The 12,310-nt window shown below is 72.3% G+C and carries 8 protein-coding genes; all 8 read right to left on the bottom strand.

What is annotated here, in order from left to right:
* Positions 1-266: 266 nt before the first annotated feature.
* The 8 genes from ACH47X_RS12795 to ACH47X_RS12760 all read right to left on the bottom strand — a co-directional run bounded on the left by ACH47X_RS12795 (position 267) and on the right by ACH47X_RS12760 (position 12,131).
* Positions 267-1,070, bottom strand: a complete 804-nt coding sequence (locus ACH47X_RS12795) for a serine hydrolase (protein ID WP_397404792.1) — start codon at positions 1,068-1,070, stop codon at positions 267-269.
* Between the two features lie 47 nt (positions 1,071-1,117).
* A complete protein-coding gene (locus ACH47X_RS12790) occupies positions 1,118-1,831 on the bottom strand; it encodes a type 1 glutamine amidotransferase (RefSeq protein ID WP_397404790.1) in 714 nt (237 codons plus the stop codon).
* Positions 1,828-3,051: an ABC transporter ATP-binding protein gene (locus tag ACH47X_RS12785; RefSeq protein ID WP_397404788.1), complete on the bottom strand. Its 1,224-nt coding sequence runs from the start codon at positions 3,049-3,051 to the stop codon at positions 1,828-1,830. The genes ACH47X_RS12790 and ACH47X_RS12785 overlap by 4 nt, the downstream gene beginning before the upstream one ends.
* On the bottom strand, positions 3,044-4,132 hold the full coding sequence (locus tag ACH47X_RS12780; RefSeq protein ID WP_397404786.1) for an ABC transporter ATP-binding protein: 1,089 nt from the start codon (positions 4,130-4,132) through the stop codon (positions 3,044-3,046). The genes ACH47X_RS12785 and ACH47X_RS12780 overlap by 8 nt, the downstream gene beginning before the upstream one ends.
* Positions 4,129-5,061 carry an ABC transporter permease gene (locus ACH47X_RS12775; protein ID WP_397404784.1) on the bottom strand — a complete coding sequence of 311 codons (933 nt, stop codon included), beginning with the start codon at positions 5,059-5,061 and terminating at the stop codon, positions 4,129-4,131. Before ACH47X_RS12775 ends, ACH47X_RS12780 begins: the two co-directional genes overlap by 4 nt.
* The gene (locus ACH47X_RS12770) at positions 5,054-6,058 is read right to left on the bottom strand and encodes an ABC transporter permease (protein WP_036971610.1); all 1,005 of its coding nucleotides are present in this window, start codon (positions 6,056-6,058) and stop codon (positions 5,054-5,056) included. Before ACH47X_RS12770 ends, ACH47X_RS12775 begins: the two co-directional genes overlap by 8 nt.
* A gap of 121 nt (positions 6,059-6,179) precedes the next feature.
* Entirely contained in the window at positions 6,180-7,817 is a 1,638-nt protein-coding gene (locus ACH47X_RS12765; protein WP_397404782.1) for a peptide ABC transporter substrate-binding protein, read from the bottom strand.
* 174 nt (positions 7,818-7,991) lie between these two features.
* A complete protein-coding gene (locus ACH47X_RS12760; protein WP_397404780.1) occupies positions 7,992-12,131 on the bottom strand; it encodes an endo-1,4-beta-xylanase in 4,140 nt (1,379 codons plus the stop codon).
* Positions 12,132-12,310: the final 179 nt, after the last annotated feature.

Genomic DNA, 12,310 nt, shown 5'->3' with positions numbered 1-12,310 from the left:
CCCCTTCGGCTCGCCACTATTGCACCCGCATTCAATAGGAAAGAGATGCGGGAGGCAACCCTCGTGGGCCAGCCGGGGCAGTGGGACCTGTCCCCTTCGAGGCCTAAGTTTCTTCGCTCTGGGGCGGCCAAAAGCGAAGAAACTTAGGCCTCGAAGGAGAAGGAGAAGGAGCGGACGGGTCGACGGGGAAGATCCGCCTCAGGGAGAGCAACCCGTCGGGGAGAGCAACCTGTCGGGGAGAGCAACCTGTCGGGGAGAGCAACCCGTCAGGCGAGCGCGACCGCCAGGGCGCCCAGCGCCTTGAGGGTCTCCTCCGCGGCCTGCTCGTCGTAGCCGCGCGTGCACACCGCGATCACCAGGGCGTCCGGACCCGGCTCCCCCACGAAGGCGACGTCGTGCCGGATGCCGTCCACCCAGCCGGACTTGGAGCCGAACGGGACGGCGCCCGGCTCACCCCGGCCGGGGACGGCCGCCGTGAGCTGCCGGTCCGTCTGCCGACCGAGCAGCTCGCACATCCAGGCGGTCCGCTCCGGGCTCGCGAGCTCGCCCGTGACCAGCGCGGACATCAGCCGGCACAGGTCGGCCGCCGTCGTGCGGTGCGAGGCCCCGGCCTTCTCGGCCGCCAGGTCCGAGTACTTGCGGCCGAAGGTCGACCGCGTGGCCCCGGCGTCGGCCAGCACCTGGTTCACGGCGGGGATACCCACGCGCTCGGCCACCATGTTGGTCGCCTCGTTGGACGACACCGTGACCATCCGGTCGACGACGTCGCCCAGCGGCATCGGCGTGCCGTCGGCCGGCAGGCCCTCGTCGACGTCGTCGGGCTCGATCGTGTACTCGCCCGCGCCGGGCACCTGCGAGGTGAAGGTCCGGGTCGCGACGCACGTCTCGTCGAGGCTCGCCGTGCCGGCGTCGAGTGCGCGCGCGGCCGCCACCAGCACCGCGAGCTTCACGGTGGAGGCGGCGTAGAAGTCCAGGTCGTCCTGGCGCGCGGCGAGCACCTCGCCCGAGGCCCGCGCCACCCGGTAGGCCACCACCGGCACCCCGTCGCTGTGCGTCCCTGTCGAGACCATGTCCGTGCTCGTCCTCTCGTCGATCCTCGCCCTGCTTCGGTCTGGGCCTACTTCGCGCCGGCGTGCACCACGTTCGCCCAGGCCTGTACCAGTGCACGCGACTGCGCCTCGTTCTCGGCCGCGTGCACCAGCGCTGCCTCGGCCAGCACGGCCCGGTCGATGCCCTGCTCCGAGAGCGCGGCCTCGTCCCAGGTCGCGATCCGCTCCGGCCGCGCCTCGGGGTGGAACTGCAGGCCCCAGGCCGCCTCGCCCACGCGGAACGCCTGGGTGCGGCAGACGTCGCTGGTCACCAGCAGCGTCGCCGACGGCGGCAGCGCCGTCACCGAGTCCTCGTGGTTCTCGATCATCCACAGCGGGCCGTCCGGCGCGCCGGGCAGGTCGCCGAAGACCGGGTCGTCCGCGGCGTCGGGCAGCACCCTGAGCGCGCACATGCCGCGCTCGGTCTCGCCCGACCGCGCCGTGACGCCGCCGCCCGTGACGTGCGCCAGGAGCTGCCCGCCGAGGCACAGCCCGAGCAGCGGCACGCCGTAGGCCAGCGCGTGCTCGGTCAGCGCACGCTCGCGGGCCAGGAACGGGTGGCCGGCATCGTCGTCCGGCATGAAGCCGCCGCCCAGCAGGACCACGCCCCCGAACCCGTCGAGGGAGTCGGGGAGCTCCGGTCCCGGCGTGAGCACCGGGTCGAGCCCGGCCTCGGGGAGCCAGTGCTCCAGGCGGCCCATCGAGCTGGTGGGCGAGTTCAGCACCACCAGGACGCGCCTCATGCGCCGGCCCCCGGGGCGGCGAGCACGCGCGCGAAGTGGCAGGCGGTGACGTGGTCGGGTGTGGAACCCCGGGCGACCAGGGCGGGCACCTCCGTCTCGCACGCGGACGGGACGAGCCGCAGGCCCGGGTGCGGGACGACGACGTCCGCGCCGTCTGCCCCGACGCCGTCCGCCGACGACGCGGTGGCGTCGCCACGAGCCTCCGGCAGGGTCGGCGCGAGCCAGCAGCGCGTGTGGAACGGGCAGCCGGACGGCGGGTCGACCGGCGAGGGCGGGTCGCCCTCCAGCACGATCCCGCCGATGCCTGGCCGCTTTTCGCTGGTCTGGCCTTGGCTGGTCGGGCCTTCGCTGATCGGGGTCTCGACCAGCCGCACCGACGGGTCGGGTACCGGCACCGCCGACAGCAGCGCCTGCGTGTAGGGGTGGCGCGCGCCGTCGTACACGTCGGCCTCGGGGCCCTGCTCGACGATGCGGCCCAGGTACATGACGGCGACGTCGTGGGCGATGTGCCGCACCACGCCGAGGTCGTGGGCCACGAACAGGTACGACAGTCCGAGCTCGTCCTGGAGGTCCTCCAGCAGGTTGATCACCTGGCCCTGCACGGAGACGTCGAGTGCCGAGACCGGCTCGTCGCAGACCAGGATCTTGGGCCGCAGGGCGAGCGCGCGGGCGATCCCGACGCGCTGCCGCTGCCCGCCCGAGAACTGGTGCGGGTACCGGTTCGCGTGGTCGGGGTCCAGGCCCACGAGCTCCAGCAGCTCGCCCACCGCGGCTCGTCGGCCACCAGCCGGGTCGATGCCGTGGATGGCGAACGGCTCGCCCACGATCTCGCTCACCGACATCCGCGGGTTCAGGGACGTGTACGGGTCCTGGAACACCATCTGCACGTCCCGGCGGAGCTGCTTGCGGCCTGCCCGGGACCGTCCGGTGACGTCCTCGCCGTCCACCAGCACCTGCCCGCTGGTCGGCGTCTCGACGCCCACCAGCACGCGGGCGAGCGTCGACTTGCCTGATCCGGACTCGCCGACCAGACCCAGCGTGCGGCCCCGGTCCAGGGTGAGCGAGACGCCGTCGACGGCCTTCACGGTCGCCGTCGAGCGGCGCAGCAGCCCCGCGCGCACCGGGTAGTGCTTGACGAGGTCGCGGACCTCGAGCACCGCCCGGTCGTTCGCAGGCCGCTCGTCGACGAGCCCGGCGCCCGCCGGTCGTGACTCAGTCATCGGGGTCTCCCTTCGGCTCGGGCACCGACCCACCGGGCGCCGATGCCGTCACACCGGCCGCAGGGGCCGGCTCCCGTCCGGCCATGATGTCCGACGCGAAGTGGCACAGCGACATCCGGCCGGGCGCCGGGGTCGCCTGCGGCGGCACGTCGGTGCGGCAGACGTCGCGCACGGCGTCGCACCGCGGGTGGAACGGGCAGCCCGCCGGCATCGCGGCCGGGCTGGGTGGCCGGCCCGGGATCACGGGCAGGCGGCCCGCCCCGGCAGCGGAGGGGATCGACCGCAGCAGGGCCCGGGTGTACGGGTGGGCGGGCGCCGTGTAGACGGGCACCACGGGGGCCTGCTCGACGGCGCGGCCCGCGTACATGACCGTGACGTCGTCGGCGACGCCGGCCACGACGCCCAGGTCGTGCGTGATCAGCACGAGGCCCATGTGCCGCTCGGCCTGGATCTCCGCGAGCAGGCGCAGCACCTGCGCCTGGACCGTCACGTCGAGGGCCGTGGTGGGCTCGTCCGCGATGAGCACGTCGGGGTCCATGGCCAGCGCCGTTGCGATCATCACGCGCTGGCGCATGCCGCCGGAGAACTGGTGCGGGTACTCCGTCACGCGGGCCTTCGCGTTCGGCACCTTGACCAGGTCGAGCAGCTCGATCGCGCGCTTGCGGGCGTCGCCGCGGGACAGCCCGCGGCGGGCCCGCAGCGCCTCGGTGAGCTGGTAGCCCACGGTGTGCACGGGGTTGAGCGCGGCCAGCGCGTCCTGGAACACCATCGCCACCCGGTCACCGCAGAGGGCGCGGTGCTCCTTGCGGCTCAGGGCGAGCAGGTCGGTGCCCTCCAACCGCACCGACCCGCGTGTGACGCGCGCGGTGTCGGGCAGCAGGCCCATCACGGCCAGCGACGACACGGACTTGCCCGAGCCGGACTCACCCACGATCGCGAGCGTCCGGCCCGCCTCCACGCGGTAGGACAGCCCGTCGACAGCGTGCACCACGCCGTCGGGCGTCCGGAACTCGACCGCGAGGTCGGTGACCTCCAGGAGGGGCTGTGTCTTCTGCTCGCCCTCGCTGCGCCCCGCGCTCATGCGGCGAGCCTCGGGTCGAGGGCGTCGCGCAGGGCGTCGCCGAGCACCACCAGGGCGAGGACGGTCGCGACCAGGCAGATCAGGGGCGCGAGCAGGATGTGCGGGGCACCGCCGAGCACCCACTCCGAGCCCTGCTCGATCTGGATCCCCCAGCTCGTCGCCGGTGGCCGGACGCCGATGCCCAGGAAGGACAGCACGGCCTCCGCGCTGATCACCCCGGCCACGGAGGTGGGGAGCAGCGCGGTGACGGTGCCGATCGCGTTGGGCAGCACGTGCCGGCCCATGATGCGCAGGTCCGACGCGCCGAGCGAGCGTGCGGCGGTCACGTAGTCCAGGTTCTTCGCCTCCAGCGTGCTGGCCCGCACGTAGCGGGCGTACGGCATCCAGCCGAACAGGATGAGCACCACCGCGGGCAGCAGGATCACGTTGAACGTGCCGGTGCCGAGGTCGACGCCCTTGAACAGGGACAGCACCAGGAGTGCGGCCAGCAGCAGCGGGATCACCAGGAAGACCTCGACGGCACGGGAGACCAGGTAGTCCACCCAGCCGAGGTAGTACCCGGCGAGCAGACCCAGGGTGATGCCGATCAGCAGTGAGACGCCGACCACGACGATCGCCAGCAGCAGCGACGGCCGGATGCCGTGCACCAGCGTGGCCAGGACGTCGCACCCGAGCGCGTCGGTGCCCAGCGGGTGCTCGCCGCCCCAGCCCTGCGGCGTCGTGCGGGCCTCCCGGATCGGGCACGTGCGAGGACTGGTGGTCGTGAACAGCGTGGGGAACGCCGCCATCAGCCCGAAGAACACGAGCACGACGGCGGCGGCGATCGTGTCCGGCCGGCGGCGGAGCCGACGCCAGGCGTCGGCGAGCGGGCTCGACGACGCGCCCGCGGTGCGCCGGGCGGTCGGTGCGGGTGTCGCGGCATCACTCATAGCGGATCCTCGGGTCGAGCAGGGCATAGGCGATGTCGACGACGATCATCACCACGACGGTCACCGCGGCCAGCAGGGTCACGACGCCGAGCACGAGCCCGACGTCGTCGTTCCGCACGGCCTCCCACAGGACGCCGCCCATCCCGTAGATGTTCATCAGGCCCTCGGTGATCACGGCCCCGCCGAGCGCCTCGGCGAAGGTCAGGCCGACGGCGGTCACCACGGGGACCGACGAGTTGCGCACCACGTGGTGCACGACGACGCGTCCCTCGGTCAGTCCCTTCGACCGGGCCGTGCGCACGTGGTCGCCCTGGTAGGAGTCGAGCTGGCTCGCCCGGACCAGGCGGATGAACGCCGCGGACCCGGCCAGGCCGAGCAGGATGCCGGGGACGACGACGGTGGCCCACGGGTGGTCGGGGTCGAAGGACGGCTTGAACCAGTAGGGCGGCCAGCTGTTCTCGCCGAACGTGTCCTCGGCCCAGCGGTTCAGCGGCACGGCGACGACGTACCGGTAGACGATCAGCAGCACGAAGACGGGGAACGCGTCGATCAGTACCGACGTGAGCCGGATGCCGTGGTCGCCGGGCGAGCCGCGCCAGCGGGCCGCGGCCGAGCCCAGCAGCATGCCGAGCGCCAGCCAGGTGACCAGCACGACGCAGAACAGGCGGATGGTGTTCGGCGCCGCCGTGGCGACGATCTCCGAGACCTCACGCCCGCGCAGGTTCGTGCCGAAGTCGCCCTGGGCGTACTGCCCGAGGCGCTCGACGAACGGCCCGAGGCACGGGTTGCCCACCTGGTCGTAGCAGGGGTCGTCGAGGTTGAAGCGCTGCTCGACGGCGGCGACCTGCGCCGGGGTGGCGACCTTGTCACCGAAGAACGCCTGGGCCGGGTTGCCGTTGAGCTGGATGGCGACCGTCGTGAGCAGGTGCAGCAGGAACATGACCAGCAGCAGGGTGCCGACCGCCTGGGCGGCACGGCGAAGGATGTAGCGCCCCATGGGGTCCTTCCGGGGGGTATGGGGATGCGCGGACGGCGGACGGCCGTGCCGGCCGGACCTGGCGGAAACGGTGTCCCGTCAGGCCCGGCCGGTGGCCGCTCCGGTCCGGCGCGGTGGTTCGTTACGCCGTGACGTCGATCTTGCGGAGGATCGGCGCGCCCGAGAACGGGTTGAGGATCACGTTCTCCAGCCGGTCGCTGTAGTACGTGGCGCTGAAGCTCCAGCGGAACGGGATGGTCGGGAACTCCTCGGCGAGGATGGCCTCGGCCTCCTGGTAGAGCGCGACGGACTCGTCGAGCGACGGCGCGGCGGCCGCCTCGTCCAGCTTGGCCTCGAAGTCCTCGCTGTACCAGCCCCAGTGCCCGGCACCGGGCTCGCCCGACGCGTAGAAGCTGAGGTAGTTCTCGTTGAGCGGGTAGTCCGGGAACCAGTTGTTCCGGAACATGCCGTCGAAGCCCTGGGCCGACCGGGTCGAGAAGTAGTCGTCGCTCGGCAGGATGTTGAGCTCGTACGGGATGCCCAGCACCTCCTCGATGGAGTTGCCGATGGCGGTGAAGTACTCCACCTCGGCGTCGTCGTCACCCAGGCTGATCTGCAGCTTCTCGCCGTCGGGCCAGCCGCCGGCCTTCTCCAGCGCCGCCTTGGCCGCCTCGGGGTCGTAGACGCACCACTCGCACGTGCCGGCCTCGCCGCCGGGCACCCCGCCGGGAACCACCCAGGAGTCGGCGGGGGTGGCCTGACCGCTGCCCAGCGAGGAGATGATGCCCTCGCGGTCGATCGCCATGGAGATCGCCTTGCGGAACTCGATGTCGTTCCACGGGCCCTCCGTGTAGCCGGAGAAGCCCAGATACGTGAGCGAGGCGCCGGGCTTCTCGACATAGCGTTCGGAGAGCTCGGGGTCGTTCTTCGCGGACTCCACCTCCGCGGTCGGCGGGAAGGACAGGTCGAGGTCGCCGGCCTTGAAGTCCGCCCACCCGGCCGTCTCACCCGCGGCGTACTCGGTCCAGTGGATGGCGTCGTAGCTGGGCGTCTCGTCGAGCGTGTAGTCCGCCCACTTCTCGGCGGTGAGCTCCTGGCTCTGCTGCCAGTCGGTCACCTGGAACGGGCCGTTGCCGATCGGCTCGAGCGCGCACTTCTCGACGTCGTCCAGGCACTCCTGCGCGATCGGGAAGAAGCCGGTGTAGCCGAGCATCGTCGCGAAGCCGGCGAACGGCGAGGCGAGGGTGACCTCGAGGGTCAGGTCGTCGGTGACCTTCAGCCCGGACAGCTCGTCCGCGGCGCCCTCGGCGGTGATGTTGCCGTCGTCGTCGGTCGTGGGCTGCATCTCGTCGTAGCCCTCGATGATGCCGAAGAAGTAGTTGGAGTACAGACCGTTGTCGCCGTCGGCCGTGTAGTTCCAGGAGCGGGCGAACGCATCGGCGTCGACGGGCTCACCGTTCTGGAACGTCAGGTCCGGCTTGATCTTGATGGTCCAGACCGTGTTGTCGTCGTTGGGCTCGATGGACTCGGCCACGTAGTTGTACGGCTCGGTGGTCTCCGGGTCGTACCGGACCAGACCGTCGTAGACCACGTCGAGGACGCTGATGTTGTCGTACGCCCCGGCGTCGCCGGGGAACAGCGTCTCCATGTCCTGGCTGATCCAGGTCTCCAGGGTGACCGGCCCGTCGCCTTCGACGGTGTCGCTCGGGGTACACCCGGCCACGGTCAGGGCCACCACGGCCGCCGCCGCGGCGAGGGTGGTGATGCGTGCTTGCCTCACTGATTGCCTCCCCAGTTCGTCTCCCCGGTCAACTGGCGGGGAGGTTTGGACCATATCGCCACGCAAGTGGGGTCGCCTGGAAAGTCGTGTTAACCGTCTGTAACGATTCGTCAGGTCTCCTTCCTTGGGAGCGACCAGCGCTCACGCGGAAGGAGACCTGACGAACGGCAGGAGTCAGCAGCCGCCGAGGTCCCGCCACGGGCCCCACGGCGTGGCCGCGGGCTCGTGGTTGCGGCTGTACCACTGCGCGGTCCAGCGATGGCCGTCGTGCACCACCGTCTCGCCGCTGTCGTACACCGCGGTCGGCGTCCAGGCGGCGTACGTGCCCCCGGCACACGCCGACGGGGCGCCCACCTCGGCCCACGGCCCCCACGGCGTGGCGCCCGGGGTCTGGCCGCGCGTCCACCACAGTGCGGTGAACACCGCGCCGTCGTGACTCACCTGGTCACCCGCCGTGTACACGGCGCTCGCGGACCAGGCCGGCACCGTCGGCGCCTCTGGTTCGACGAGCCGGCCCACGCCCCAGCGCGCGGTGGACTGGTAGCCCGTGCCCGTGGGGTCGGCCCAGTTGCGGACGGCGGTCCGTGCGCCGCCGGCCGCGTCGTTGACCTGGAAGTCCAGGCCCTGGAACGTGCCCGGGCCGCCGTACGACAGCAGGTCGACCGACGCCTCGACACGGTAGCCGTCGTCGGTCGTCGTGGCGGCGCTGGACACGCGGGCGCGCTGCGCCGCCTCGTCGCCGGTGCCGAACGAGACGACGCCCCGCGCCGAGACGCGGATCTGCGTGTCGTCGGCCCGGTAGCCGCCGTTCTTCGCGTTGCCGCCGTCCACGTAGATCTCCACGGAGTCCTGGATCCACGGGTCCGAGCCGGAGGCGTCGACCACGGGGTCGGCGACGTCCGCCAGGACGTACAGCGTGCCGTCCCGCCACAGTGTGCGGACGGTCGCGACGGCGCCGTCCGAGCCCTCGACCTCCTTGGTGGTGGTCACCGCCGGACCTGCCGTGTCCCACACGTCGTCCACGTCACCGTCGACCACCGGGGCCTGTGCGGCTGCGGTGACCTCCAGGTACGACAGCTCCTCGACCAGCGTCAGCGTGCCCACGGCACCGGGCGAGTTCCACGCGGTGGACTCGCCGCCGCTGGTCACGCGGGCGTCGAACGTGGCGGTCGCGCCCTCGGCGAGGGTCGCGGGCAGGTGCACGACGACGTCGTACCCGCCCTCCCGCTCGCTCACCTCCGCGTCGGCGCCGTCGCCCGGGCCGGTCGCCGTCCCGTCCCGGGTCACGGTGTATTCGGCGTCGTCGAGCACGAGCGTCACGGCGTCCCCGGCGTCGTCCCCGGTGTCGTCCACCGTGACGAACGCCGTCAGGTGGTCGGCCGCCCAGCGGAGCTGGAAGGCGGCCGCGCCGCCGTCCGGGGCCTCGAACGTGTGCCGCGGCAGCCGGTCCCACACCGGGGACGCCGTGGCCGAACCGTCAAGCGGAACGTCCCCGGCGAACACGTTCGCCGTGCGCAGGCGGGCCGGCAGCTCGGCCCCGGCCGCGCCGAAGTAGGCCGGCTTGGCCTGGAAGCGGTCGTCGAAGAGCAGGGGCGCGCCGCTGTCGACCCGCCACGACCGGCCGTCGGTCAGGCCCCACGCCGTCACGCTGAAGAGGTCCGCGGCGTGCGCGCGGAACACGTCGAACGCGTCGCGGTAGTAGTAGCCCTGGTCGACCAGCCGGGCCTGCGTGACCGGCGTCCCCGTCGTGACGTCCAGCTCCGTGACCGCCTGCGTGACCGGCAGGTCCGCGAACCGCTCGATCGCGCCCTCCAGCGCGCCGACCGGCATCGCGAGGGACACGTGGAACTGGTGGCCCACGCCGTCCACCGGCACGCCGCGCTCCAGCAGCCGGTCCACCAGCGCGCGGTACCGGTCCTGCTTGCCGCCCTGCTCCGTGTTGTAGTCGTTGATGAACAGGGTCACCGGACGGTCGCGCACCGCGTCCGACGGTGCGGCGGCGTACGTCTCGTTGAACGCCTCGTCCGCGTACTCGAACGCGAGGTCGATGTACTCCTCGCCCAGGATCCGGAACCACTCGCTACGGCGCAGGCCGTCCGGGTGCTCCGCGCCGTCCGAGACCACCTCGTTGACCACGTCGAACGCAACCAGCGGGTTCGTGGCCGAGCCGAAGAGCCCGTAGTCGTCGCTCAGGTTCTCCGCGATGCCGAACACGTGGTCGCGCAGGCGCTCGCGGAGCACCGCACGGCCCGCCTCGTCCGCTGCCAGCGGTTCGCCGGCGTCGTCCTGGAAGAACCAGTCCGGCGTCTGGCTGTGCCACACCAGCACGTGGCCGTAGACCCGCAGGTCGTTCTCCTGCGCGAAGTCCATGAGAGCCGTCGCCTCCGGGTGCCGGCGCAGTGTGCCGTCGGCGTCGTACCAGGCCTCCGGCTTCATGTGGTTCTCGGGCGTGACCTGACCGAAGTGCCTCCTCAGCAGCTGCGCCGCCGCGCCCGAGGTCTCGCGGCTGTCGATCGCGACGCCCACCGGGAGGTCGACGGTCTCCTGGAGCCCCGTCAGGTCCTCGATCAGCGACGGCTCCGGGACGGACACCACGATGTCGTCGATCAGCCAGTCGCTGGTGTTGCCGCCGTCGTACGCCGTCTCGAAGTAGAGGAGCGCGTCGTCGTGGTCCGGCATGGTGAACGTGGCGGTCACCTCGGTCCAGCCGCTGTCGGTCAGGCCCGTGAACTGGGCCAGGGTCGAGAAGTTCTGCGCGCCCCCGACCGTGCTCGCGAGGCTCAGCCAGACGTCGCCCGGCGTCTGCCCCGCGGGGAAGCGCACCCAGGCGGAGACGTCGTAGGTGACGCCCGCGCGCAGCACGCCCGTGACGTCCCGGCCGATGCCGTCTCCGGTCGCGTCACGGTCGGTGAGGGCGGCCGCCCAGGTACCGCCGTGTGCGTCGGTGTCCGTGACCGCGAGCGTGAAGTCGGAGGCGTCCGTGCCGGTGCGAGGCGCCCAGCCGCCGAGGGTGCCGTCCTCGAAGTCCGTGCTCAGCACGGTGCCCGACGCCGGGGGCGTGCCCTCCGGGAACGTGAACGTCCAGCCGTCGGCGAGGCGTTCGGTGACGACCGTCCGCACCGCGGCGAGCGTGCCCGACCGGTCGCCGCCGCCGTCGTGCGCGAGGACCAGCTCGCCGGGGACCATGGCGGTGCGCAGGTTGGCGGTGAGGGTCGGGACGTCCTGGGTCTCCCAGTCGGCGATCGTGTTCCGGACGGCGAGCGGCTGCATGCCCAGCTCGACGGCGACACCGGGCGTCACGCCCCAGGAACCGTTCGGGGCGCGCCAGAAGGGGACCCTCTGGTTCGGGTCGCCCAGCGCGTCGCGGATGATCCCCAGGTTCTCGACCAGGTCGGCGCGCACCTGTTCCTGGGTCCAGGAGCCCATGTCGGCGTACGACGTCGAGTGGTTGCACAGGACGTGACCCTCGGCGACGATCCGGCGCAGCAGCGCGGCGCCGCCCTCGGCCTGGATGTTCTGCCCGATCACGCAGAAGACGGCCTTCAGGTCGTGCTCCGCGAGGAAGTCCAGCAGGGCGGGCGTGGTGCCGGGGTTCGGGCCGTCGTCGAAGGTCAGGGCGGAGGCGTCCCCGCTGCCCTCGGCGGCGTACACCGGGGTGGGCACGGGGTTGATCGCGCCGCCGGGCACGACGTCGTCCGGGGGAACCGTGTCGGAGGTGGTCACCATGATGTCGTCCACGAGGAGCGTGTAGGGGGCGTCCTGGTCGGCGCTGCCGAGGTAGGCCTGCAGCTCGGCCGGGTCGGCGTCGGCGGCGGCCGTGTACGTGCCGGTCACCGTGGTCCAGTCGGTGCCGACCGTGGCGTTCCCCACCCAGTCGTACGCCGGCTTGACGACGAAGCGGACGCCGGTGCTGGTGGGGGCCGGCGGGTCTTCCGGCGAGGCGGGGTCCGCGAGACGGGCGCGCATGCTGAACGTGTAGGTCAGCCCCGGGCGGAAGATCCCGGTGGGGGACTGGAGGCCCTCGTAGTCGGCGGCCCGGGTGATGGCGAGCACGCTGCCCGCGCCGTCGGGGTCCGGAACGACGTCGAGGCCCGCGCCGCCGCTCGGGGTCCACGTGCCGGTGGTGCCGTCCTCGAAGTCGACGGCGGTGACGACCGTGTCGGCGGCTGCCGTGGCCGCTCCTGTCGTCGCCGCGGCGGGTGCGACGAGCGACCCGGCGGCGACGAGCCCTGCGAGCCCTGCGGCGAGACCCGGTGTTAAACGATTTCTGACCGCCGAGCGATCTCGGGTGGTGAAACGATTTCGACGAGGCATGCTGCGCTCCTTTGCGCGTGTCTCCGATGGGGCGTGCGCCGGGCGACGGTGCCGCGGCGAACGTAGGGCAGCGTAGCCAGCCGGCCCGGACGCCGTCGAGACCTGCTGGGACGCACTGGTAAGACGCCGACGCCCGCCAGGGTGTCCGGCGGTATGCCCGGGTGGTCGGCGGTACACCC

The organism is Promicromonospora kroppenstedtii, assembly GCF_044389675.1.
In the GTDB taxonomy this organism is placed as follows: Bacteria; Actinomycetota; Actinomycetes; order Actinomycetales; family Cellulomonadaceae; genus Promicromonospora; species Promicromonospora kroppenstedtii.
This window is presented reverse-complemented; position numbering and strand designations above follow the sequence as displayed.